This is a genomic window from Streptosporangium sp. NBC_01810 (genome assembly GCF_035917355.1).
Classification (GTDB): domain Bacteria; phylum Actinomycetota; class Actinomycetes; order Streptosporangiales; family Streptosporangiaceae; genus Streptosporangium.
Genome location: NZ_CP109070.1, coordinates 6,588,823 through 6,610,144, shown reverse-complemented (window position 1 = coordinate 6,610,144; position 21,322 = coordinate 6,588,823). Strand labels below are relative to the sequence as shown.

Genomic DNA, 21,322 nt, shown 5'->3' with positions numbered 1-21,322 from the left:
ACGCCGGCCATGACCACGTCCTGTCCGACAACCCCGATTGAGGTGCCGTGTCCAGCCCACAGCTCGACAAGCTCGACTCACCCGCCAAGCCCGCGACCGCCGTTTCAGGTCGCACCCCGGCCGTGATCCGGCTGCTGGTGCTCGCCACATTCGTGGTCATCCTCAACGAGACGATCATGATCAACGCGATCCCGCGGCTGATGAGCGCGCTGCACATCACCGAGCAGACCGCGCAGTGGCTCTCGACCGCCTTCATGCTGACCATGGCCGCTGTCATCCCGATCACCGGATGGTTCCTGCAGCGGGTGTCCACCCGCAGCGCGTACACCACCGCGATGGGCTTGTTCCTGCTCGGTACGGCGTTGGCCGCCGTCGCGCCGTCCTTCGAGGTGCTGCTGGGTGCTCGCATCATCCAGGCATCCGGGACGGCTGTGATGATGCCGCTGCTGATGACCACGCTGATGCAGGTGGTGCCCGAGGAGGACCGGGGCCGGGTGATGGGCAACGTCTCCCTGGCCATCTCGGTCGCGCCCGCCATGGGCCCGACGGTCTCGGGGGTGATCCTCCAATTCGGGTCCTGGCGGCTGCTGTTCGCCGTGGTGCTCCCCATCGCCGCCGTGATCACATGGCGCGGCCTGAAGCAGCTCAAGAACGTCGGAGAGCCCCAGATCAGCACCATCGACTGGTTGAGCGCGGTGACCGCCGCTGCCGGCTTCGGCGGCCTGGTCTACGGGCTCAGCCGGTTCGAGGGCGGTGACGTCCGCGTCGCCGCCGCGATCGTGGCGGCCGGCCTGGTGGCCATCGCCGTCTTCGTCGTTCGCCAGCTGTCGTTGCAGAAGCGCGGCGTGCCGCTGCTGGACCTGCGCACCCTGCGCCACCGCACCTATACGGTCGCGCTGATCCTGATGTCGGTGGCCTTCATGGCGATGCTCGGCTCGATGATCTTGCTGCCGCTGTACCTGCAGAACGTCCGCGAGCTCAGCGCCCTGCAGACCGGACTCCTCGTGATGCCGGGCAGCCTCGCGATGGGGCTGCTCGGTCCGACCGTCGGCCGCCTGTTCGACCGGTTCGGCGGCCGGGTTCTGGTCATCCCCGGCGCGATCGGGATCACGCTCGCGCTCACCGGCTTCACCCAGGTCACGATGACCATGCCGTTCTGGCAGCTCCTCGGTCTGCACGCGCTGCTGATGGTGAGTCTGGCCGCGACCTTCACCCCGGTATTCACCCTCGGGCTTGGAGCGGTTCCACCGCCGCTCTACTCCCACGCCAGCTCGATCCTGAGCACGCTGCAACAGGTCTCCGCAGCCGTCGGCACCGCGCTCGTGATCACCGTGATGAGCGCGCGAGCCGATGCCCTGAGAGCCGCGGGAGCCACGGAGGCGCTCGCCAACCTCGACGGCATGCGGCTGGCCTTCATCATCGGCGCGGTGCTGTCCGTGGCCGTGGTCATCACCGCCCTGCTCCTACCCGCCCGAGCGGACAGCGCCGACGAGATCGAGGGGACAGCGCCGGCGAGTTCGAGGGGGACCCGGCCGATGAAACCGGCGTGACGACGCTGGTCGATGACGGTCATCGTCACTGTCTCGATCGTCCTGTCTCGCCCTGCCTCATATCAAAAGGAGTTGTTCATCCCATGTCTTGCTGAAGTCTGACGGAGAGGGGCCGGTGCGGAACCTGTCGGCCTCAGTGAGTGCTGACCGGAGGGCCGGCCCGTCCGCCTTCCGGGCGTCAGCACACGATGAAGATGCTCTTCCAGCCGACGGGCGTCCTCTGCTCCGCGTTGCGGTTGGACGGCAGCTCGAAGTGCATCACACCCTGCGTGTCGGGCTGGTTGTACATCCGGCCGCTCTGGCCGTCGCCGTACCACTTGTACGACCCGTGGAAGGGGATGTTGGACGGGCCGCACCGGTCGATGACCACCGACCGGCCGGTGAAGCCCGGCCCTTCGTAGGCCACGTACTGTGAGGCGTAGGCGGCACTGCCCATGATCGCGACCATGGCGGCGGAGATGACGGGGACGAGGGCGATTCGCTTCACGATGATCCTCCCGATGACCTCAATGATCCACCGAGAGTATACATATAACTACTCTGAGTGAATGAAGCATGCCGCACATGGTCTGGACCGCTCGCCGAAAGCGGAGAAGACCATGGCGCCGTCCGCGCTGATGGCGAGGTCCTGCAAGTTGGACAGGCCATATGTGGAGCCGCTGATGACACCGCAGAGGGTGTATGCGGAGGGCCAGGTCTGGTTGCACAGGGACGCATTCGCTGAACTCGCCGCCGACCACGAGCACCACCGGACGCTCGCCGTGCCCGGGTGGATGGAGTACCTGTCGATAGACGGTCAGGTACGGCCACAACGCGACGTTCTCTACCTGCCGGTGTTCGAAGATTGGCGGGCGGAGAGCGGCAGGGGCATTGCCCATATACCGGGTTCCGATGGTCGAGGCACGACGATCCAGACGGCAAGCGGTGACCTCGGCAGTGCCACACGCGATCTTGGAGACGGCTGGTGGTGGGTGGAGTAGGTGTCAGATTGATCTTCTGCGTCAGTAGGTCAGGTGGATGATCTCAGGAGTGAGGAGGCCGCCCTCCATGTCGCTCAATGAGACAGGTGCCGCCGACAGATCCGAGTGGCTTCGGTATTACCCCTGCCTTGCGGTTCTGCGCTCGATGAACGCGGCCACGCCGTCCAGGTACAGGCCCAGCCCGAACTCCACCTCGGCCTCCTCGTCGTAGGGGATCTCACCCTCGAAGACGCCGGCGGCGATCACCTTGCTCAACGCGGGAAACCGCTGCGCATCCACCACCCGCGCGAGTGCCACGCCGTACTGGCGGCCGAAGGCCTGAGGGTTCTCCGCGTAACTCCTGGACAGATCGGTGCTCAGCCGGAGCTCGCCGTGCACGAAGGTCAGCAGGCCCATCACGACGCCCACCTTGTCCTCCTCGCTGAGATCGGTGTCGCCCAACGCATGCAGCGCACGGTCGAACCACCAGAGGCTGTTGGGCCCCAGCGGGGGCCCGCTGATCGGGATCTGCGCGGTCCACGGGTGCCGTCGCTGCGCCTTCAGCACGCTCCGTGCCCACAACGTCAGCCCGGTCCGCCAGTCCACGTCGTCCGGCAGGTCCGGTGGCCTGTCCAGGGCCGCGTCCGACATCAGCAGGAGCAGCTCGTCCTTGCTCTTCACGTAGCGGTACAGCGCCATCGTGGCGTTGCCGAGCTGGGTGGCGATTCTGGACATCGACACCGCGGCCAGCCCTTCCGCGTCCGCCACCTCGACCGCGGCCCGCGTGATGTCAGCAACCGTGAGGGACGGTTTGCGCCCCCGCCGCACCGTCTCGCGCAACCCCCAGAGGAGGGCCACCTCGGCGGGCAGTTCGATCTCGTCGGTCATCCGGTCCCTCTCATCACGAACACAGACACAGTCTAGGAACACCCCTCCACGCTCCGATGCGTATGAGCTACGCTATTAGGTGTAGACCATACGCATTAAAGTCGTCGTGCCTGAGGAGTGAAAGTGATCGTCGAGGCAACCGGCCTGCACAAGGCCTTCGGATCCACCAAGGTTCTGGCCGGAGTGGACCTGCACGTCGCAGAGGGCACGGTCTTCGCACTGCTGGGCCCGAACGGTGCCGGCAAGACCACCACCATCCGCATCCTGACCACCCTGTCGCGGCCCGACCTCGGCAGCGTGCGGATCGCCGGGTACGACGTCGTGCGCGAAGCGACCAAGGTGCGCGGCGTCATCAGCCTGACCGGTCAGTCCGTCGCGCTGGACGACCAGCAGACCGGCTGGGAGAACCTGGTCATGATCGGCCGCCTGATGCACCTGGGCAGACCCGCCGCCGGCCGTCGTGCCATGGACCTCTTGGAACGGTTCGACCTGGTGGACGCCATGAAAAGGCGGGTGAAGACCTACTCCGGCGGCATGCGCCGACGGCTGGACCTGGCGATGAGCCTGGTCTCGCAGCCGAGGGTGATCTTCCTGGACGAGCCGACCACCGGTCTCGACCCGTCCAGCCGGACGACGATGTGGGACGCCATCAAGGACCTGGTCTCGTCGGGGACGACGATCGTCCTCACCACGCAGTACCTGGAGGAGGCGGACCGGCTGGCCGACCGGATCGTGCTGATCAACGGTGGCAAGGTCGCCGCGTCCGGCACGGCCGACGCGCTGAAGTCCCAGGTGGGCGGAGATCGACTCGACCTGCGGTTCGCGGTGGAGGCTGACGTGGCCCGCGCCGCCGCGCTGTTCGACGCGCCGCGCGGCACCGACCCGCTCGTTCTGGGCATCCCGTCCGACGGCAGCGCGGAGCACCTGCACCGGGTGCTGGACGACCTGCGGATCGCGGGCGTGCCGGTGGTCAAGGTGTCGTCGCACCGGCCGACGTTGGACGACGTTTTCCTGTCCCTGACCACCGCTGGCCGGACCTCGGTCCAGGTCTGAACGGCTCTTGAAAGGACCATGACCATGACCATCACCGCTGTGCACGGCGGCGCCCGCAACGCCGTGACCGACTCCCTGACCATGATCGGCCGCAGCATCCGGCTCAGCCGCCGCAACGTCGACACGCTGGTCGTGTCGATCGTCCTGCCGCTGCTGATGATGTCGCTGTTCGTCTACGTCTTCGGCGGGGCCATCAACACCGGCACCCAGTACATCAACTATGTGGTGCCCGGCATCATCCTGCTGTGCACCGGCTACGGCGCCGCGTCCACCGCGATGTCCGTCACGGACGATATGACCAGCGGCATGATCGACCGGCTGCGCTCGTTGCCGATCCGCAGCTCCGCCGTCCTCACCGGACACGTCGTTGCCAGCGTCGCCCGGAATCTGCTGTCCACCACCGTTGTCATCGGCGCGGCCATCGCGATGGGCTTCCGCCCGGACGCGACGGTCACCGACTGGGTGCTGGCGGCCGGTCTGCTCCTGCTTTACGTGCTCGCGCTGTCCTGGCTGGCGGCCGGGCTCGGCGTGATCGCGAAGTCCGTGGAGTCGGCCAGCACGCTGAGCTTCCTTATGCTGTTCCTGCCCTACCTCAGCAGTGCGTTCGTGCCGACGAACACCATGCCGTCGTTCCTGCACGCGGTGAGCGAGAACCAGCCGATCACCCCGGTGATCGAGACCGTCCGGGGATTGCTGACCGGGACCCCGATCGGCAACACCGGCTGGATCGCACTCGCCTGGTGCGTCGGCCTGCTGACCTGCTCGTTCACCTTCGCCGCCTGGCTGTTCCGCCGCCGTACCCGCGGCTGAGAAAGCATTGCACCCGATGTGATGCCGGCTGCATGGCCACGTTCGAGAAGCTGCTGCACGAGGGCGCACCCGGCACCACGACGGTTCGGCCACCTTGATCCGACATTTGTGAGGACGTACGGCACCGGTGGCTTCGATCCGAGAGGGGTGATCTTCCTTGCTTTACGAGCATCCACACGGCGGTCCAGCTCCGCATTGGTCAGGTCCGGCCATCCGGCCCGGAACGGGCTCGCTTCTCATGTGACCGCTGCGCTGATCAGTCGGTCGGCGGAACATCGTCCAAACGCGAGAGCTCCGCCTGCGGATCGATATCGACCATGGTCCGGATCAGACCCCACTCGCTCCTGGGGGTTCCTCGCCCATGCAAGATGGTAGGTGGGTCGCGCCTGGCGACGGACCCGCTTTCCAAGCGACCGCCGCCGCGATCAGTCGGTCGGCCAGTTCTCCCGCTCGTTGACGAACGTGCCGCGACCTTGCACGGTCACCGTCCATCCCTGCTCGCCGAGGTGCCGCATCGCCCGGCGGACGGTGCCCCGGCTCACGCCGTGCTCCTGCTGTAGCCGGGTTTCCGAGGGCAGCACCTGCCGCGGCCGGTAATCGCCCGCTTTGATTTTCGCGGTGATGATCCCGGCGAGCTGATCCCACAGGGGCTCGGGGTTGAGCTGGTCGACCGTCATGGATGAAACGTTACGGACAGGCCAGATGGCCAAGGCGGACGGTCCGTATTGAACGGGCTGTACGAGTAGGACGAGATAGACGTACAGTATTGCCGCAGTCACTCAAAGCAACGGCCCCGGCAGGCGCTGTAACGCCGTACCGAGGCCTTGATCAGGAAGTGAGTCCTGACCCGTGAACAACCCTAGTACTCCGGTGCTCGACCAGAGCATGGCGAGCGGTTGTGGTTGCTTCGCTGACGCACCGCCGATGCCGATGGGCTGTGCAGTCTGCGGGCACGCGCCCTACGCGCATGGCTGCTCCGACCAGCCCGCCGATCACGAGTACGCGCAGCCCTCCGGCGCGCTGATGGCCGTTCGCCTGGAGGCCCGCCGCACTGGAGACCGTTCCGTGTCCTGCTTTGAGCCGTCCGCGTCCGTGACCCCGGCTGAGATGATCCCGTTGGTACCCGCTCAGAGATCTGCCGGTCAGGCCCCGGCTGACGAGGCCGTACCGGTACCTGCTCGGCGGCCGGGTGAGCAGACATCGGCTGAGGCGTCGGCGTCGGCGCCCGCGCAGTGGCCTGCCGAGGTGACACCACCAGTGTCCGTTCAGTGTTGTCCCGAGCAGATCCCGGTTACCAAGTCCGCCCTACCAGTGCCGTTGCCCCGGCGGGCGCCTTGCCGTCTTCGTCCGGCGCGCCCGTCCAGGTCCGTCCTCACCAGACCGCCCCGGCTTGGCCACCGGCGTCGTCTCACGCCTAGCGCCAGGCGAACGGCCACCCGCGCCCTGCGATGCGCAGTGGTCACCCCGTCTTCGTACCGGCTGCCCGGCCCGTACGGCGCACCCCTCCGCGTCCTGCCCTGCCCCATGAAGCGGGCCCGTCCACCGCTACCAACGACCGGACGGGCCCTTGATCGGATGGAGGTCCAATCAATGGACGATGTTAGATCCAGCACCCCCGAACCGGCCATCCCCGGCCGGCGACTGATCCTCAGCGACGCCGGACGGCTGTGGGCCAGCCGGATGCCGCATCCATGGTCATGGCCACTGCGAGTGCTACATCTGTCAGTTTCTCCTCGTATGTATGGAACGTCTGGGATGGATCACACGCACACGTCCACCGGGAACCACAGTCCCTGCATCGTGCGGTCTTTTTTCTTGAAGTGGCCGCGGATGATCTCCACCTCGGGACGGTACGCGCCCAGGGCGGCCAGGTAAGTCTCCTGCCTCAGGGCAGCGTCAGGTTCGCCTTTGACGATCGCGGTGAAGTACCTCACCTTGAGCACTACGTCATCCCGGCGGATTTGCTGCACCAACTCGACGAGGTCAAGCCACAAATAGGCGCGACCGTACTTGCTCTTCAGCCCGTGGTACAGGTTGAAGCCATCGACGTACGCGACCACGTCCACCAGGACACCTCCGACATTGGCCAGCCTCGCCGATGGTAGCTACGATGGAGGTACACGAAGTTGGTTACGGCCAACTGGGCGGCCCTGCGAGGGGCCGCATTTTTTGTTTGTGGTGATTTCCCGACAGCTGTGCGTACCTGTTGCTGAGCCGTCATCGCCGATCCCGCTGACCTGGCATGCACCGTAGCCGCCCGGCGGAAGGGACATGGCTGCGACGTCTCCGACGTGAAGCGCTACGCCCGGCCCGGCGTTGACGCTCACGGTCCCTGAAACACCTTCCACAACGCGGCGAGTATCGGCGGCTTTCTCACTTCAGCAAGCCGGAGATCGTCTTCTGCAGGCGGGCCGCGCGGCCGGCCGGGGTCCTGGTCTTCAGCAGCGGCAGGATCAGCAGGTGGCGGCCGGTCTTGTCGAGTGCCTTGAAGCGGGCGGCGGCCTGCGGGTTGGCCACGACTCCCACTGGGCGGCGTCCGCGAAGTGCATCATCGGCCCAGGACCTCCAGGTAGTGCCGGTTGTACATGATGCCCAGCACGTTGCCGAACGGGTCGACCACGGACGCGGTGACGAAACCGGGGCCGTACTCGGTGAGCGGCGTGTGCGGCATGGCCCCCAGGGACAGCAGCCGGTCCAGGGCGGCCCGCACGTCGTCGACGTGCCAGTGGATGATCGCGCCCCCGGGGGCGGCGGGCGCGCTCGGCGGGGCGTACCGCCGGCCGATGAGGCCGAGTTCGGCCTGGTAGTCGCCGATCCTGAACTCGTAGTAGGCGGCCGGCTGCCCGTTACCCGGACGCTCGAAGTACGGCTCTACGTCCAGCAGTTCGACGTACCACTCCTTGGCGGCCTCCAGGTCGTCGGCCCAGAAGCTGACGGTGGCCAGTCCTCGCAACATCGGAGATCCCTTCTTCCGGTCGGTGACAGTGACCATTTTCCGCCCCTAAAGTGCTCACCAACTGACTACTTTGTTGGAGAAACCGGGGGACATGCGCGCTGATCGCCTCGTCGCAGCCCTCCTGCTCATGCAGGCCCGTGGCCGGGTGACCGCCGCCGAGCTGGCCGACGAGCTGGAGGTGTCCGTCGCCACCGCTCGCCGCGATCTGGAGGCGCTGTCCGCGGCCGGCATCCCGGTGTACCCGCAGCCGGGACGCGGCGGCGGCTGGTCGCTCGTCGGTGGTGCCCGCACCGATCTCAGCGGCCTGTCGGCGATCGAGGCGCAGGCACTGTTCCTGCTCGTCGGCCCGGCCGCGGCCGTCTCGGGTGAGGCCAGGGCGGCGCTGCGCAAGCTCGTGCGGGCGCTGCCACAGACCTTCCGTGCCGAGGCCGAGGCCGCCGCCGACGCCACGATGATCGACCCCACCCGGTGGGGCGAGCGTGATCGCCACCGGCCAGAGATGGTCGATCTGCTGCAGACCGCCGTGATCCGCAGGCGAAAGGTCCGTCTGACCTACACCGACAGCGCCCGGGAGCGGACCGAACGGCTGGTCGACCCGTGGGGCCTGGTCGACAAGGACGACATCTGGTACCTGCTCGCCGGGACCGAACGAGGGCGGCGAACCTTCCGAGTTGACCGAGTCATCGGAGCCGAGCCGACCGACCAGCCCGCCGAGCGCCCGGACGACTTCACGCTCGCCACCGCGTGGCGACAGGTCGTCGGTGAGGTGGAGCGGCGGCGTTCACGCACCTGGGCCACCGTGCTCATCGAGGCCAGGTTCGTGCCGGTACTGCGAACGCACTTCGGACGGCACTGCCACATCGACGGCGAGCTCGACCACGGGCGTGTCCGGGTCCGCCTCGCCGCACCGACCCCGTTGGACATTGCTCGGCACCTGGCCGGCTGGGGCGCGATGATCGAGGTGGTCGAACCGCACTCCGTCCAGGCCGAACTGGCGCGGATCGGCGCCGAACTCGCCGGCCGCTACACCAGCGGACACTGACACGGAGTTCGGCCTTGGGGCGGCGCGTGTCACGCCAGGCTGTCCAGGCTGTCGAGCTCGCGAACGAGGCGGGCTCCCTCTCGGGTCATGATCTCCGGGTCGCGCAGAGCATTGGAGAGCAGGGACATGCCCTGGTAGGCGCCGACGAGCGTCAGCGTGAGGCCCTCGGGGTCGGCCACGCCCATCTGGCGGTACTGCTGTTCCACCCAGTCCAGCAGCCGGCGGATGACATGGCCCGCCGCGAGGTCGAGGCCACTCTCGGTTCGCTTGTCGAGTTCGACGGCAAGGGTGCCCGTGGGACAGCCGTAGCGGGCCGTGGTGTCGCGCTGACCGACCCACGCGTCCACGAGACCCTTGAGCTGATGGCGCGGTTCATGCCGCTGCCCGTGGTCGAGGGCACCCTGGCCATCCTGGGCGAACCGACCGAGGGCGAGCAGCGGGTGAGCCCCGACGTCGAACGCGTCCTGGGCCGGGCGCCGGGCACCTTCGCCGCCTGGGCCGAGCGCAGCGCCGCAGCCTTCCGGTGAGCATGTCGGTCGAGTATTTCCTCGCTGAGCCGCACGTGGCCACCCTGACCACCTCGCGTCCCGACGGCTCGCCGCACGTGGTCGCGGTGCGTTTCACCGGGGACGGTCAGGCGAGGCTGGCCCGTGTGCGGTCAGCATTCCCCTGGGACGGTGGGTGTGCGGTCAGCGCTTGACGGCTCGCAGGACGACGAATTTGGGGTCGCTCGCGGCGACCTCGCAGTTGCCGAAGAGCCGGCGCAGCTTCGCGTGGTAGCCGAGGTGCCGGTTGCCGACCACCCACAGCTCGCCGCCGCGGCGCAGCGCGGCGCGGGAGCCGTTGAACATGCGCCAGGCCGTCGCGTCGGTCGTCGCGCGGTGTGTGTGGAACGGCGGGTTGTTCAGCACCAGGTCCACCGTCCCGGCGGGTACGCCTGACAGGCCGTCGGTCGCCAGGAATTCCGCAGTGGTGCCCGCCGCCACGTTCGCCCGGAAGGTGGCCTCCGCCGAGGCCAGCGCCTGATAGGACTCGTCGATGAACGTCACCTGGGCTTCGCTGTTGCCCAGTGCGGCGGCGAGCCCGACCACCCCGTTGCCGCAGCCCAGGTCCACGACATGTTCGCGCCCACGGCGCTGCGGCAGATTCTTCAGGAAGAAGCGGGTGCCGACGTCCAGGCGGTCGGCGCAGAAGATGCCCGCGTGGTTGGTGACGGTCAGCCCCGAGACGGCTCCGACACCGGCGGGCAGCGGGTAGCTTCGCGGCCACGGGTTGTCGCTCCGGGGAAGCCCGGGGTCCGGTGCGCAGAAGATGAGCCGTGCCTTCTTCGCCGCCAGCGACGTCCTGGTCGGCCCAAGGATCCGTTCGAACAGGTGTAGCGTCGAGGTGTGGATCTCGGTGACCATCCCGGCGCCGACGACCACCGTGCCGGAGTGTAGGTGCGGTGCAAGGCGGTGCAGCTGGTCCTCAAGGAGTGCGAGGCTCTTGGGCACTCGGATGAGCAGCACGTCGATCCGGTCGACGGGTGCGTCCCTGGTCGTACGGAGCCGCACTGTGTCCCCGGCGTCCCTGGCATCTCTGGAGTCCCCGGCATCTCTGGAGTCCCCGGAGTACCCGGTGACCCCGTTGCGCTCCATGTTCGCCAGGGTCGCCCGCCGGCCGAGGAAGGAGTCGGTGATCTGCACGGGACGGTGATCGGCGAGCGCGGTGACCAGAGCACCCCACCGGTCGCCCAGCACGACCACGGTGCCCGACAGGTCCGTGGGGCCGCCGTCGATTCCGTCGAGGTACCGCAGTAGATATTCGTCGGCGGCGTCCCAGGCGCGAAGCGGGTCGCGGGGATCCTCGGGGAAGCGGGTGAGGTCGAACTCACCTCTCGACGTCGTTAAACGGTTCATCGCGCCATAGGCTAGCGAGTCGCGCGATGAGCTGGTCACATCCCCGCCCCGCCTGGACCGGTCGCGTACGCCGGGCGAAGACCATGCCGGCCGCGCCGCGACCCGCATGCTGCTCCCACACCGCCTCGGAGCACCCCGATCATGATTTCTAAAGACGGTGGAAGGAGAGGTCGGCGCGGCCAGGTGAGAGTGGTCAGGGGAGGCGGTACTGCGCCGTGTCGAAGTAGGTGAAGAGGGCGGCGCTGTGCTTCCTGATCTCCTCGGGGTCCAGGATCCAGATCGCGTACGCCTCCGTGTACAGCTCGGTGGGGTCCTGCGTGGCGTGTGAGTAGGTCGTCAGGCCCAGTGAGATCTGGCCCTCGTTGACGGCGCCGACGAACTTGCTCCCACGGTCGGTGAAGAATTCCTTGCCGTCCATGAACTTCCTGCGCCACAGGGCGACGTCGGCCTGGATGCCGCAGAACCTGATGATCTCGTTGTGCAGGTCCGCCCAGATCACATTGGCCGGTTGCGGTGGCAGCTTGCCGATGATGTTCGTGAACTCGGTGGGCGGCACCTTGGCGCCCTGGCCCTGCGCCCTGAGGAGCGCCACGATCGCGTCGTAGGCGGTGTTGAGGGTGTTGAACTCCTGCTCGATCTGCTTGTACAGCTGGATGGCGTTGTTCTGCTGCCCGGACTTCAGCAGTTGAGCCAGGTCGGCCAGTGCCCCGCCCTTGGCCGTGCAGGAGGCGGCCAGGGCGTCGGCCTGGGCGGTCCTCTTCTGCGTCGCGTCCACTGTGTCGAAGGCCAGCACCGCGAGTTCCCGCCACGGGGCGGTGCTCATGATCTTCCGTTCGACGGCGTGGTCGATCCTGTCCTGCGGCAGTGGCGCGGGCGTGCCCACCCCGGCGCCTTCGCCGATGCCGGTCAGGGCCTTCTCCGCGGTCCGGCGGGACAGGGTCCTGCGGTTCAGGGAGTCGAGGGCGTGGCCGACCTCGTGCAGGATGACCTGGAGGCTCGGCGGCCGGGCGGGCGCGCCGGCGGTTCCGCCATAGAAGCCCTTTTCGTCGTCGATGAAGGTGACGTCCGTCACGGTGAGCCTGCCCCAGGATCCCGAGTACGGGCTGAGGATCTCGGTGAGCCTGGCCTGGATGTGGCCGCCCACGGTGTCGTCGGCCTTGGCCGCCAGCTGGGTGACACGTGCCAGCTCAAGGCCGTACAGCGCCACGCGGTCCGCCGCGGGGACGAGGGCCAGCGCGTGGTGGATTTTGGTCAGGTCGGGAACGGTCCATTCGCCGGTGATCGCGCTGAGGTGGTAGGTGTCGACGAGCTGTTTCTTCAGCACTCCGAGGTTGCCGGCGAGAGCCGGACCGCTGACGGGCAGGCCGCGGCCGACGAGCGTGGCCTCCGCGTTGTAGTTCTGGTCGAAGCTGAGGATCACCTGCCCGAGGGAGCCTTCGGGGTCGAGGGGCACGAGCAGCCGGTACTGCTTGAGTCGCAGGTCGCGGCCGGTCGCCAGCGCCGCGAGCTGCCACGTCAGCGCTCTCGTCTCGGCTTCCGTGAGCGCGGGCCGCACTCCGGGTCCGGTGACCTTGACCAGCTTGCCCTTGAGGTAGCCGGCGTTGATCTTCGCGGTCACCTGCGCGGCGTCGACCTCTCCGGGCAGGGGTACGACGTCGAGGCCTGTAATCTCGTAGATCCGGTTGTGGTGACACTCGATATGTTGGGACACGGTGGAACTTTATGGCGGGGATTTGAGATAGAGAAGTGGGAAAATTACGACAAGTGGCCTGATTGGTGAAGTGGGAGGTCACGGGATTTTGGACCATTCCACATCATGGGTGGTCGGCTACCCGCCGGGCTGACCAAGCCCTCGATTTATAACAAAAAGTCGATAAATATCGCGCTTTCCGGCCTGGCCGGAAATTTGGGCCCTTTTAGGGCGGGCCGATATGCTCACGGGGGATGCCTTGGGGGGCCACCCCGATTTCCCTGCCTGCGCTCGGTGTCTCCCCACGACGGCACACGACGGCACACGACGGCGGAGTGCCCCGCCCCGGCGGCGAACGCCGGGGTTCCCGCGGCCGAGGACAGGCCGGCGAGGGCGAGGGAGCCTCTCCCCCGTTCAGGTGACCGTCCGATACGCCGACGTTCGTCATGAACAGAGGTACGGCGTCGCCTCCGCGCCCGGCGTCGAGCAGCTCGCGGAGCCGTTCGGTTGGTGTACCTCCGCGCGCTGGGCGCCCGTGCCACCCGAGCGGCGGGTGATCCAGAAGGAACAGGCCACCCCTGACCGGGCACAAGCCGTCCACAAGTGCCGGTCCCTAGGCTTCTCGCCGGTGAGCCGCCCAGGTCACCTCGGTCACTCAGGTCACCTCGGTCACTCAGGTCACCTCGGTCACTCAGGTCACCCTGGTCACTCAGGTCACCTTGGTCACTCAGGTCACCTTGGTCACCTTGGTCACACCGGTCATCTCGGAAAGGGGATCTCTCAATGGTGGTCAAGAACGGTCCGAAAGCTGCCCTGACCCGGATCAACAAGTGCGGGCGGGAAGGGGCGCCCACGCTCAGCCTGAGCGGGCTGAAGCTGACGGAGTTGCCCGAGCGGATGAGAGACCTGACGCATCTACGCGAGCTCGACCTGACCTTCAACGAGCTGACCGAGCTTCCCGAGTGGCTGGGCGACCTCACCGCGCTCACCAGGATCTCGCTGTGGGACAACCGGCTGACGAGCCTGCCGAAGTCGATCGGTAACCTCACTGGTGTCCCCTGGCTCTACCTGTGGGACAACGAACTGGCCGAAATCCCCGGGTTGCTGGGCAACCTCACCGGTCTGACCAGTCTCGATCTGCGCGGCAACCGGCTGACCGAGCTTCCCGAGCCACTACGGAACCTCACCGCGCTGACCGAGCTCGACCTGCGCGGCAACCGGCTGGCGGAGGTCCCCGAATGGCTCCCGGACCTCACCGCGCTGACCACCCTCCGTCTCGGAGGTAACGACCCGCGGCCCACGGTCCCGGCCTCCCTGCGCCTGCTCGCCCGGACCTCACCGCAGTGGCGCCGTTTCCTGGCGAGCCGCAACCGCTGATCGTCCGCTTCCCCCGCAGGCCGTTCGCTTCCCCCGCAGGCCGTCTGCTCTCCCGCAGGCCGTCCGTTTCCGCCGGGGAGGGTCCGCCCACCGCGTTTCGACCGGGTGGTGGACAAGCGTCGACGCGCGGCTCCATGCCGCCGTTGGGCGGCTCTGCGGTAGGTGACCTCATCGGGATGCCCGACGCGGGCGAATGTTAAGAAAACTAGACATGGTGTCGGCTTTGCCTTACATTCGTGGCATGTCATCCGAAGAGAAGAGTGCGTGGATCATGGGGGTGGTCGCGGTGTGCGCGTACGCGGCCTACCTCGTCATCGTTCTCGGGCGAGCAGACGGCGTCCCCCTCACCGAGGTGCCGTACGTGTCGACGCTGCTGTGGAGCGTCGGCGCCGCGATCGCGGCGTCGATCGTGCTCCACGTCGCGGTCGCGATCGCCTCACCCGAGGACGCCGGCAAGAAGGACCAGCGTGACCGGGAGATCTACAGGTTCGGCGAATACGCCGGCCAGTCGTTCGTCGTCGTGGGCGGGGTGGCGGCGCTCGGCATGTCGCTGGCCGAGCTGGACCATTTCTGGATCGCCAACACCATCTACCTGGCGTTCGTCCTGTCGGCGGTCCTCGGATCCACGGCGAAGATCTTCGCCTACCGCAAGGGCTTCTGGCCATGGTGAAGCCGACCAGGGTCACCAACACGATCCGTGCCCTCCGGTTCGCGCACGGGGAGATGACGCAGGCGGAGCTGGCAGAGCGCATCGGCGTGACCCGCCAGACCGTCATCGCCATCGAGCAGGCCCGCTACTCACCCTCGCTGGAGATGGCCTTTCAGATCGCCCGGGTGTTCGACGTCTCGCTCGACGACGTCTTCCAGTACGCCGACAGTGAGGGAGAGACACGGTGAAGGCCATCGTCCAGGACACGTACGGCTCACCCGATGTCCTGGAACTCAGGGAGATCGACAGGCCGGTGATGGGGGACGACGACCTGCTCGTACGGGTGCGCGCGGCCGCCGTCGATCCGGGGGTCTGGCATCTCATGACGGGCCTGCCGTACCTGGCGCGGGTCATGGGCTTCGGTTTCCGCAGGCCCAAGGTCCGCGTTCGGGGCATGGACGTCGCGGGGCACGTCGAGGCGGTCGGCGGGAACGTGACCCGGTTCAAACCGGGTGACGAGGTGTTCGGCACCTGCGACGGAGCCTTCGCCGAGTACGCCTCCGCCCGGCAGGACAGGTTCGCGCCGAAGCCGGCGAACCTCACCTTCGAGCAGGCGGCGGCCGTCCCCGTCTCCGCCTGCACCGCCCTGGAGAGTCTTCGCGACGCGGGAAGGGTGCAGCCGGGGCAGAAGGTCCTGATCATCGGTGCGGGGGGAGGCGTGGGGACGTTCGCGGTGCAGCTGGCCAAGGCGTTCGGCGCGGAGGTCACCGGCGTGTGCGGCACGACGAAGGCGGACCTGGTCCGATCGATCGGCGCCGACGACGTCATCGACTACACCCGCGACGACTTCGCGGACCGGGCACGCCACTACGACCTCATCCTCGACACCGCCGGAAACCGCCCGTTGTCACACCTGCGGCGCGCCCTCACCCCTCGGGGAACCCTCGTCATCGTGGGAGGCGAGCGGGGAGGGCGGTGGATCGGAGGCAACGATCGCCAGCTCCGGGCGCTCATGCTCGCACCGTTCGTGGGGCAGCGGCTGCGTGGGCTCTTCTCGATGCCGCGCGAGGAGGACCTTCGGTCGTTGAGGGAGATGATCGAGGAGGGTAAGGTCACGCCGGTCATCGACAGGACGTACCCGCTGGGCGAGGTACCCGAGGCGATCCGTTACCTGGAAAAGGGCCACGCGCGTGGCAAGGTCGTCATCACCGTGTGAGGCGCGACCGGCGCCGGCCCGTTCGCCAATGCGCCGTCAGGTCGTGTCGCCTGACTTGATCCCCGTCTGGCGGAACCGCGGTCACCGCCGGTCGACGGAGGCCAGGGCGCCGGAATCGGTTGAGGCACCTCCGTCACGCTGACGTGTGGGCCGTCGGCTCACCCTGGAACCTGACCGGGCAAGGCCCAGGCCACCAGTCGATGACCTGGGCTTCTCATATTCGCGACTCGGGTGCCCGCCTGCTCGACTCCATCCCGTACGGCGTGGACGAACTGCCGCGGCCCATGGCCCGCGAGGTGTTCGCCGTCGTCAAGGCGAGGAGCCTGCCGGCAGGAGTGTCTCCCTAAGCGGTTCGCCGCACGTCAGCGGGGCGGGTAGGGAGGCCACTGCGGCGGGTACGGAGGCCGCCACGGCGGGACCGGGTACGAGTTCGGGTACGGGGGCCGCCAACCCGGGTACGGAGGCCGCCAACCCGGGTACGGGGGTCGCCAGCCCGGGTACTGCGGGATCGGGTAGCCGACCGGGTACGGGGGCCGCCAGCCCGGGTACGGGGGTCGCCAGCCCGGGTAGGGAGGCCGCCAGCCCGGGTAGGACGGCTGACCGACCGTGCTGCCTATGGGCACGCAGTCGTACTGCGGGCACGGTGTGGTGAAGCACTGCTTGGGCGAGGGCACGCAGACGCGGCCGGGACCGCAGTTGACCGCCGCGCACGGCGATCCGGGATCGCATTTACCCGCCGCCTGCGCGGCCGGCGCGGCGGCGGCAGCCTGTGCCGCCGGGGCGGTGGACGCTCTGTCCGCCCAGGCCGCGGTCGTGGCGACTGGTGATCCGGTCAGTGTGACCAGGGCCAGCGCCAGAATCAGTTTTCGAAGCATTTTTCCCCCAGATATCATGATCGGTTCTGCCTCTCTGGTGATGCTCGCACCGACCATTCCTGCTGACGGCAAAGCGACCATAAGCAAGTCGGATGGCTTGCGAAGAATTAGGTAGTGATTCTGGGCGCTAAACATTTTCGCCGGAAATATCATGTCAATTCGGGCGGCCCAACTGTCGGGCGTGACACTCAAATCGGCTTATGACGTGACACTTAAATTCGGCCATAAGTAACGCATGGCATGAAAGGTCGCATCCTTCTCTGGAAGAGCCATTAGTGTCGGCTATATGTTGATTCGGAAGGGCAGCAGGCAGACCGGGGCTGCACCCGGTCGCGGTGGATGAGCAGTGCCAGTCCGATCAGCGTCGCGCCTTCATCCCTCGGCAAGGCCGGCGTTCGGCCTCATCCCTCGGCAAAGCCGGCGTCCGAGCCGACGCGCTGCTCCTCCTCGGTCGCCCGCATCCGGAACAGCCCGTCGACCACCCTTCCGATGATGAACGTGACGACGAAGCTGTACAGGCCGACGGCCAGGACGCCGACCACCTGCTTGCCCAGCAGCGCGGCCGACCCGCCGTAGAAGAGGCCGGGGGCTCCGACGAGCTCGCCGGTGGCGAAGAACCCGAGCAGCAGGATGCCGGTGATGCCGCCGGCCCCGTGGAGGCCGGTCACGTCCAGCGTGTCGTCGTAGCCGAGGACCAGTTTCATCTCGACCGCGTACGTGCACACGAGGGCGGCGACGATGCCGACGACGAGCGCGCCCTCGACGTTGACGAACCCGCAGGACGGGGTGATGGCCACCAGGCCGGCCAGGGCGCCGTTGGCCGAGCCCATCCTGGTCAGGTGCCGGAAGCGGATCCACTCCACCAGCCGCCAGGTCAGCATCCCCGCGCAGCCCGCGATCATCGTGCTGAGGAACGCCCTGGCGGCCAGCGGGCCGTCGGTCAGCGCGGAGCCCGCGTTGAACCCGAACCAGCCGAACCAGAGCAGGGCCAGGCCCAGCAGGACCATGGGAATGTTCTCGGGCCGAGGGGCGTCCTTGCGCCGGAAGGCGAGACCCGGTCCCAGCACCAGTGCCAGGGCCAGCCCCGAGATGCCCGAGTTCAACTCGACGACCAGCCCGCCGGCGAAGTCCAGCACGCCCCAGGTCTTGAGCCAGCCGGAGTCGGAGAACACCCAGTGGGCGACCGGCGCGTAGACCAGGGTCATCCACAGGACGCCGAAGAGCATCCACGGGCCGAACCGGGTCCGTCCCGCGACCGAGCCGCTGATCAGCGCGACCGTGATGATGGCGAAGGTCGACTGGAACAGCGCGAAGACGTACGTGGGGATCTGCTGGTGCAGCGTCTCGGGGGTGATGTTCGCGAACCGGAAATTGCTCCAGCCGATGATCCCGGCGCCGCCGAGGTCCTTTCCGAAGGCCAGCCCGTATCCGTAGCAGAACCAGACGATGGTCACCAGGCTGATCGAGATGAAGCTCATGTAAAGCGTTGTCAGCAGATTCTTGGAACGGACCATGCCGCCATAAAAGAAGGCCAGCCCTGGAGTCATGAGAAGCACCATCGCGGTGCTCGTCAGCATCCAGGCTGAATCACCGGTGTTCAGTCCGCTTGATATCCAGGTGTTCAGTCCGGCCGACATCATGGGCCCCTTCGTCTTGTTTGCTCCTTCGGCTCCGTTCACGCCTGCCGACGGAGATGCCCTAGCTCACATGGTTGGCGTCCAAGTAGGGGGTTAACCGCAGAGCCTTCGATATTTGACCAAATGCTGGCCTTGGCGGATTTTCGCCGGTTCGGTACATGGAAAGTAGTGCTGTGTGCCCACACCGCGTATTCATTTTTGACGGCCGTTCATGGGCAGGACACACACCGGCGACGGGAAGGGCGACGTTCATGGCATCGGCGTCTTCGCCGTCGGACGCACCCGGAGGCGGGCACCCTGCCGCAGGGCGGCGCGCACTTGAATACCTGTTGACGATTCCCCGTGGAGTCGCGCAGGTCGATTTACAGCCCAACTACTGGACGGGCCTGATTTTCATCGTCGCGTTGTTCGCCGGCGGCTGGCGGTTCGGCGCCTTCGGCCTGCTGGGAACGGTCGTCGCCACGGTCACCGCGCACCTGCTCGGTGTCACCTGGGACCGGGTCTCGGTGGGGCTGGAGGGCTTCTGCGGCACGCTGATCGGTGTCAGCCTGGTGCTCTACCTGGAAGCCCGGTGGATGACCGTGGTCCTGGTCATCGCCGGTGCGATCGCCGGAAGCGTGCTCACCTCGGCGCTGAACGTGCTGCTCACCCCGTACAACCTGCCGACCTTCACCGCGCCCTTCTGCGTGATCACCAGTGTGATGGTGATCGGCGGCCCGTCCTTCAGACGGATCTGGGCGGAGCACGCGCGCTCGGCCCCACCGACGGCCACCGCTCCCGAAACCGCGGTGACCTGGCACGACCTCTGGCAGGGCACGCTCAGTGGCGTCGGTCAGGTGTTCTTCCAGAACCAGTGGTACGTCGGCCTGATCTTCCTGATCGGACTGTTCGTGGCCGGCTGGGTGACCGGGATGGTGGCGCTCGCCTCCAGCCTGGTCGGCCTGCTCACCGGCTGGGTGCTGGGCGCGCAGGCCGCGGACCTCGGGGCCGGCCTGTACGGCTACAACGCCGTGCTGACCGGGCTCGCGCTGTGGGGCACGTTCGTCCTGGTGAACCGGGTGAGTGCGGTCTACGCGGTGATCGGCGTGGTGTCCGCGGCGGCCCTGACCGCCGGTATCGGAAACCTGTTCGCGGTAACCGGCGGACACACCCTCACCTGGCCGTTCGTGCTCGTGTCCTGGGTGTTTCTGGCGGCCATCCCGATGTTCAAGAAAATTCAGCGCGCCGGGTAGCCGTGCGGAGAAAGGATCCCGATGAATCTGACACCACGCGAGATGGACAAGCTGCTCATCTTCCTCGTCGCCCAGATGGCCGAACAGCGCCGCAAGCGCGGCCTGAAGCTGAACTACGGCGAGACGGTGGCGCTGATCAGCTCAGCGATCGTGGAGGCGGCGCGGGACGGCAAGACGGTCGCCGAGTGCATGGAACTGGGCAAACAGGTGGTCGGGCCCGACGACGTGCTGCCCGGCGTGCGCGGGATGCTGAAGCTGATGCAGGTCGAGGCCACCTTCGACGACGGTACCAAGCTGGTCTCCTGTCATGATCCCGTCGGTGGGAAGTGATGCCGGGGGAACGCGCGGTCCTGCTGCTCGGCGGGCACGAGAGCCCGGCCGGATCCGGCGGTCTCGACGCCTGCGGCCTGCACGCCGCCCTCCAGGACCACGCGCGGGCCGTGACGGTGCCGATGACGCTCGGCCGGGATCCGGGGCCGGCTGCCGTCGCCGCGCAGACCCTGAGCTGGGCGGCGCGCGCCCGCGCCCCCGGAGACCTGCTACTGGCCAGACCGCTGGGCACGACCGAGCACCTGGTCGGCTGGATCAGGTCCGCGGTGGGCCAGGCGTCGCGCGGCGGGTCATCGCGGCAGGCGATGCTGCTGGTGGCGCCCGCCGCCGGGCCCGGGCCGGACGCGGAACTGTTCAGGGTGGCACGGCTGGTGTGGCAGTACAAGCAGGTGCGCTGGGTGGAGGTCGCCCTGATGGGCGGCGAGCCGGACGTGGACGAGGGCCTGGAACGCTGCCGCAGGCTGGGCGCCGACGACTTCGTACTGGTGCCCGCCTCGTTCGTTCCCGCGCCGGTACGAGCCGGCGCCCGCACCGCCGGGCCGCTGCTGGGGCGGGCCGCGCTCACCACGCTGATCCACGAACGGGTGGCCGAGGCGGAACGGCGGTGGGCCCGGCACGGTGACGACGGGCTGCCGGCCGTGGCGCCCGGACATCACCACGACCACGACGACCATCACCAGGGCTTCCGGGCGGCGGCGAACCTAAAAGGGGGCGACATCACATGTCGGATGACGACGTCTACATCTACGGCGAGGGACAGATCGAGCTGAACGCCGGTCAGCCCAGGGCGAAGCTGACCGTGCACAACACCGGTGACCGGGCCGTTCAGGTCGGCTCGCACTTCCATTTCTTCGAGGCCAACCGGGCGCTGAGATTCGATCGCGACAAGGCGTTCGGCAAGCGCCTGGACATTCCGGCCGGCACCGCCGTCCGGTTCGAACCCGGAGACACCAAAGAGGTGAAACTGGTCGAGTACGGCGGGGGCCTGCGGATCTACGGTTTCGGCGGGCTGCTCAACGGAAGTGTCCGTTCACGTGAGGCGCACCGCGAGGCGCTGAAAAGAATGCGCGAACGCGGCTATCTCGACGAGCCGGGCGGGGCCGCGGCCGCCTCGTCAAAGAAGAACGGCTCCTCAGGCTCCGCGAAGAAGGGCTGAATCC

27 protein-coding genes are annotated in these 21,322 nt (G+C 67.6%); 16 read left to right on the top strand and 11 right to left on the bottom strand.

Features of this window, described 5'->3' with window-relative positions:
- The first annotated feature begins 47 nt into the window (after window positions 1-47).
- Window positions 48-1,550, top strand: a complete 1,503-nt coding sequence (locus OIE13_RS29670; RefSeq protein ID WP_326646393.1) for an MDR family MFS transporter — start codon at window positions 48-50, stop codon at window positions 1,548-1,550.
- Window positions 1,551-1,728: 178 nt separating this feature from the next.
- Here OIE13_RS29670 and OIE13_RS29665 read toward each other — a convergent pair whose 3' ends face one another.
- Window positions 1,729-2,037: a MiAMP1 family antimicrobial peptide gene (locus OIE13_RS29665; RefSeq protein ID WP_326646394.1), complete on the bottom strand. Its 309-nt coding sequence runs from the start codon at window positions 2,035-2,037 to the stop codon at window positions 1,729-1,731.
- Window positions 2,038-2,098: 61 nt separating this feature from the next.
- Between OIE13_RS29665 and OIE13_RS29660 the strand changes: the two genes are divergently transcribed.
- A complete protein-coding gene (locus tag OIE13_RS29660; RefSeq protein ID WP_326646395.1) occupies window positions 2,099-2,530 on the top strand; it encodes a hypothetical protein in 432 nt (143 codons plus the stop codon).
- Window positions 2,531-2,647: 117 nt separating this feature from the next.
- Here OIE13_RS29660 and OIE13_RS29655 read toward each other — a convergent pair whose 3' ends face one another.
- Window positions 2,648-3,397, bottom strand: coding sequence for a TetR/AcrR family transcriptional regulator (locus tag OIE13_RS29655; RefSeq protein WP_326646396.1), 750 nt, complete (start codon window positions 3,395-3,397; stop codon window positions 2,648-2,650).
- Window positions 3,398-3,520: 123 nt separating this feature from the next.
- Here OIE13_RS29655 and OIE13_RS29650 point away from each other — a divergent pair, with 123 nt between their 5' ends.
- Window positions 3,521-4,450, top strand: a complete 930-nt coding sequence (locus OIE13_RS29650; protein ID WP_442816018.1) for an ATP-binding cassette domain-containing protein — start codon at window positions 3,521-3,523, stop codon at window positions 4,448-4,450.
- A gap of 24 nt (window positions 4,451-4,474) precedes the next feature.
- Window positions 4,475-5,260 (top strand): ABC transporter permease, encoded by a 786-nt coding sequence (locus tag OIE13_RS29645; RefSeq protein ID WP_326646410.1) that lies wholly within the window; start codon window positions 4,475-4,477, stop codon window positions 5,258-5,260.
- A 425-nt stretch (window positions 5,261-5,685) separates the two neighbouring features.
- On the opposite strand, the gene OIE13_RS29640 is transcribed toward OIE13_RS29645, so the two are convergent.
- The 4 genes from OIE13_RS29640 to OIE13_RS29625 all read right to left on the bottom strand — a co-directional run bounded on the left by OIE13_RS29640 (window position 5,686) and on the right by OIE13_RS29625 (window position 8,216).
- Window positions 5,686-5,937 carry a GntR family transcriptional regulator gene (locus tag OIE13_RS29640; RefSeq protein WP_326646411.1) on the bottom strand — a complete coding sequence of 84 codons (252 nt, stop codon included), beginning with the start codon at window positions 5,935-5,937 and terminating at the stop codon, window positions 5,686-5,688.
- 1,083 nt (window positions 5,938-7,020) lie between these two features.
- Window positions 7,021-7,326: a hypothetical protein gene (locus tag OIE13_RS29635; protein WP_326646412.1), complete on the bottom strand. Its 306-nt coding sequence runs from the start codon at window positions 7,324-7,326 to the stop codon at window positions 7,021-7,023.
- A 307-nt stretch (window positions 7,327-7,633) separates the two neighbouring features.
- Window positions 7,634-7,777 carry a YdeI/OmpD-associated family protein gene (locus OIE13_RS29630; RefSeq protein ID WP_326646413.1) on the bottom strand — a complete coding sequence of 48 codons (144 nt, stop codon included), beginning with the start codon at window positions 7,775-7,777 and terminating at the stop codon, window positions 7,634-7,636.
- Between the two features lie 31 nt (window positions 7,778-7,808).
- Window positions 7,809-8,216: a VOC family protein gene (locus OIE13_RS29625; RefSeq protein ID WP_326646414.1), complete on the bottom strand. Its 408-nt coding sequence runs from the start codon at window positions 8,214-8,216 to the stop codon at window positions 7,809-7,811.
- 91 nt (window positions 8,217-8,307) lie between these two features.
- On the opposite strand from OIE13_RS29625, the gene OIE13_RS29620 reads away from it, so the two are divergent.
- Window positions 8,308-9,258: a helix-turn-helix transcriptional regulator gene (locus OIE13_RS29620; protein WP_326646415.1), complete on the top strand. Its 951-nt coding sequence runs from the start codon at window positions 8,308-8,310 to the stop codon at window positions 9,256-9,258.
- Window positions 9,259-9,287: 29 nt separating this feature from the next.
- On the opposite strand, the gene OIE13_RS29615 is transcribed toward OIE13_RS29620, so the two are convergent.
- Complete coding sequence (locus OIE13_RS29615; RefSeq protein ID WP_326646416.1) at window positions 9,288-9,605, bottom strand: hypothetical protein; 318 nt, start codon at window positions 9,603-9,605, stop codon at window positions 9,288-9,290.
- Window positions 9,606-9,620: 15 nt separating this feature from the next.
- Here OIE13_RS29615 and OIE13_RS29610 point away from each other — a divergent pair, with 15 nt between their 5' ends.
- Together OIE13_RS29610 and OIE13_RS29605 are read left to right on the top strand one after the other, a co-directional pair.
- A complete protein-coding gene (locus OIE13_RS29610) occupies window positions 9,621-9,785 on the top strand; it encodes a hypothetical protein (protein WP_326646417.1) in 165 nt (54 codons plus the stop codon).
- Between the two features lie 2 nt (window positions 9,786-9,787).
- Complete coding sequence (locus tag OIE13_RS29605; protein WP_326646418.1) at window positions 9,788-9,958, top strand: pyridoxamine 5'-phosphate oxidase family protein; 171 nt, start codon at window positions 9,788-9,790, stop codon at window positions 9,956-9,958.
- On the opposite strand, the gene OIE13_RS29600 is transcribed toward OIE13_RS29605, so the two are convergent.
- The gene (locus OIE13_RS29600; protein WP_326646419.1) at window positions 9,948-11,156 is read right to left on the bottom strand and encodes a methyltransferase; all 1,209 of its coding nucleotides are present in this window, start codon (window positions 11,154-11,156) and stop codon (window positions 9,948-9,950) included. The two genes, OIE13_RS29605 and OIE13_RS29600, sit on opposite strands and share 11 nt — an antisense overlap.
- A 193-nt stretch (window positions 11,157-11,349) precedes the next feature.
- Window positions 11,350-12,867 (bottom strand): hypothetical protein, encoded by a 1,518-nt coding sequence (locus OIE13_RS29595; protein WP_326829008.1) that lies wholly within the window; start codon window positions 12,865-12,867, stop codon window positions 11,350-11,352.
- Between the two features lie 762 nt (window positions 12,868-13,629).
- Here OIE13_RS29595 and OIE13_RS29590 point away from each other — a divergent pair.
- The 5 genes from OIE13_RS29590 (at window position 13,630) to OIE13_RS29570 (ending at window position 16,435) form a co-directional block, all read left to right on the top strand.
- Window positions 13,630-14,223, top strand: coding sequence for a leucine-rich repeat domain-containing protein (locus tag OIE13_RS29590; RefSeq protein ID WP_326646421.1), 594 nt, complete (start codon window positions 13,630-13,632; stop codon window positions 14,221-14,223).
- 241 nt (window positions 14,224-14,464) lie between these two features.
- Window positions 14,465-14,893: a hypothetical protein gene (locus tag OIE13_RS29585; protein ID WP_326646423.1), complete on the top strand. Its 429-nt coding sequence runs from the start codon at window positions 14,465-14,467 to the stop codon at window positions 14,891-14,893.
- Window positions 14,887-15,120, top strand: coding sequence for a helix-turn-helix transcriptional regulator (locus OIE13_RS29580; RefSeq protein WP_326646424.1), 234 nt, complete (start codon window positions 14,887-14,889; stop codon window positions 15,118-15,120). The genes OIE13_RS29585 and OIE13_RS29580 overlap by 7 nt, the downstream gene beginning before the upstream one ends.
- On the top strand, window positions 15,117-16,088 hold the full coding sequence (locus OIE13_RS29575; protein ID WP_326646425.1) for an NAD(P)-dependent alcohol dehydrogenase: 972 nt from the start codon (window positions 15,117-15,119) through the stop codon (window positions 16,086-16,088). Before OIE13_RS29580 ends, OIE13_RS29575 begins: the two co-directional genes overlap by 4 nt.
- Before the next feature lie 200 nt (window positions 16,089-16,288).
- Window positions 16,289-16,435 carry a hypothetical protein gene (locus OIE13_RS29570; RefSeq protein ID WP_326646427.1) on the top strand — a complete coding sequence of 49 codons (147 nt, stop codon included), beginning with the start codon at window positions 16,289-16,291 and terminating at the stop codon, window positions 16,433-16,435.
- Between the two features lie 15 nt (window positions 16,436-16,450).
- On the opposite strand, the gene OIE13_RS29565 is transcribed toward OIE13_RS29570, so the two are convergent.
- Window positions 16,451-16,963, bottom strand: coding sequence for a hypothetical protein (locus OIE13_RS29565; RefSeq protein ID WP_326646428.1), 513 nt, complete (start codon window positions 16,961-16,963; stop codon window positions 16,451-16,453).
- A gap of 401 nt (window positions 16,964-17,364) precedes the next feature.
- Window positions 17,365-18,540 carry an ammonium transporter gene (locus OIE13_RS29560; RefSeq protein ID WP_326829006.1) on the bottom strand — a complete coding sequence of 392 codons (1,176 nt, stop codon included), beginning with the start codon at window positions 18,538-18,540 and terminating at the stop codon, window positions 17,365-17,367.
- A gap of 389 nt (window positions 18,541-18,929) precedes the next feature.
- On the opposite strand from OIE13_RS29560, the gene OIE13_RS29555 reads away from it, so the two are divergent.
- Genes OIE13_RS29555 through OIE13_RS29540 form a run of 4 tightly spaced genes read left to right on the top strand, consistent with a single transcriptional unit; the run spans window position 18,930 to window position 21,318 of the window.
- Window positions 18,930-19,832 (top strand): urea transporter, encoded by a 903-nt coding sequence (locus OIE13_RS29555; RefSeq protein ID WP_326646430.1) that lies wholly within the window; start codon window positions 18,930-18,932, stop codon window positions 19,830-19,832.
- A 21-nt stretch (window positions 19,833-19,853) separates the two neighbouring features.
- Window positions 19,854-20,162: an urease subunit gamma gene (locus tag OIE13_RS29550; protein WP_326646431.1), complete on the top strand. Its 309-nt coding sequence runs from the start codon at window positions 19,854-19,856 to the stop codon at window positions 20,160-20,162.
- A complete protein-coding gene (locus OIE13_RS29545; protein ID WP_326646432.1) occupies window positions 20,162-20,932 on the top strand; it encodes a sirohydrochlorin chelatase in 771 nt (256 codons plus the stop codon). Before OIE13_RS29550 ends, OIE13_RS29545 begins: the two co-directional genes overlap by 1 nt.
- Entirely contained in the window at window positions 20,884-21,318 is a 435-nt protein-coding gene (locus tag OIE13_RS29540) for an urease subunit beta (protein WP_326646433.1), read from the top strand. The genes OIE13_RS29545 and OIE13_RS29540 overlap by 49 nt, the downstream gene beginning before the upstream one ends.
- Window positions 21,319-21,322: the final 4 nt, after the last annotated feature.

Bases quoted from the DNA above. Each gene is read 5' to 3' on its own strand.
- OIE13_RS29660 (WP_326646395.1), top strand. From the start codon at position 2,099: ATGAAGCATGCCGCACATGGTCTGGACCGCTCGCCGAAAGCGGAGAAG.
- OIE13_RS29655 (WP_326646396.1), bottom strand. From the start codon at position 3,397: ATGACCGACGAGATCGAACTGCCCGCCGAGGTGGCCCTCCTCTGGGGG.
- OIE13_RS29645 (WP_326646410.1), top strand. From the start codon at position 4,475: ATGACCATCACCGCTGTGCACGGCGGCGCCCGCAACGCCGTGACCGAC.
- OIE13_RS29640 (WP_326646411.1), bottom strand. From the start codon at position 5,937: ATGACGGTCGACCAGCTCAACCCCGAGCCCCTGTGGGATCAGCTCGCC.
- OIE13_RS29625 (WP_326646414.1), bottom strand. From the start codon at position 8,216: ATGTTGCGAGGACTGGCCACCGTCAGCTTCTGGGCCGACGACCTGGAG.
- OIE13_RS29620 (WP_326646415.1), top strand. From the start codon at position 8,308: ATGCGCGCTGATCGCCTCGTCGCAGCCCTCCTGCTCATGCAGGCCCGT.
- OIE13_RS29610 (WP_326646417.1), top strand. From the start codon at position 9,621: ATGGCGCGGTTCATGCCGCTGCCCGTGGTCGAGGGCACCCTGGCCATC.
- OIE13_RS29605 (WP_326646418.1), top strand. From the start codon at position 9,788: ATGTCGGTCGAGTATTTCCTCGCTGAGCCGCACGTGGCCACCCTGACC.
- OIE13_RS29600 (WP_326646419.1), bottom strand. From the start codon at position 11,156: ATGAACCGTTTAACGACGTCGAGAGGTGAGTTCGACCTCACCCGCTTC.
- OIE13_RS29590 (WP_326646421.1), top strand. From the start codon at position 13,630: ATGGTGGTCAAGAACGGTCCGAAAGCTGCCCTGACCCGGATCAACAAG.
- OIE13_RS29585 (WP_326646423.1), top strand. From the start codon at position 14,465: ATGTCATCCGAAGAGAAGAGTGCGTGGATCATGGGGGTGGTCGCGGTG.
- OIE13_RS29580 (WP_326646424.1), top strand. From the start codon at position 14,887: ATGGTGAAGCCGACCAGGGTCACCAACACGATCCGTGCCCTCCGGTTC.
- OIE13_RS29570 (WP_326646427.1), top strand. From the start codon at position 16,289: ATGACCTGGGCTTCTCATATTCGCGACTCGGGTGCCCGCCTGCTCGAC.
- OIE13_RS29565 (WP_326646428.1), bottom strand. From the start codon at position 16,963: ATGCTTCGAAAACTGATTCTGGCGCTGGCCCTGGTCACACTGACCGGA.
- OIE13_RS29560 (WP_326829006.1), bottom strand. From the start codon at position 18,540: ATGCTGACGAGCACCGCGATGGTGCTTCTCATGACTCCAGGGCTGGCC.
- OIE13_RS29550 (WP_326646431.1), top strand. From the start codon at position 19,854: ATGAATCTGACACCACGCGAGATGGACAAGCTGCTCATCTTCCTCGTC.
- OIE13_RS29545 (WP_326646432.1), top strand. From the start codon at position 20,162: ATGCCGGGGGAACGCGCGGTCCTGCTGCTCGGCGGGCACGAGAGCCCG.
- OIE13_RS29540 (WP_326646433.1), top strand. From the start codon at position 20,884: ATGTCGGATGACGACGTCTACATCTACGGCGAGGGACAGATCGAGCTG.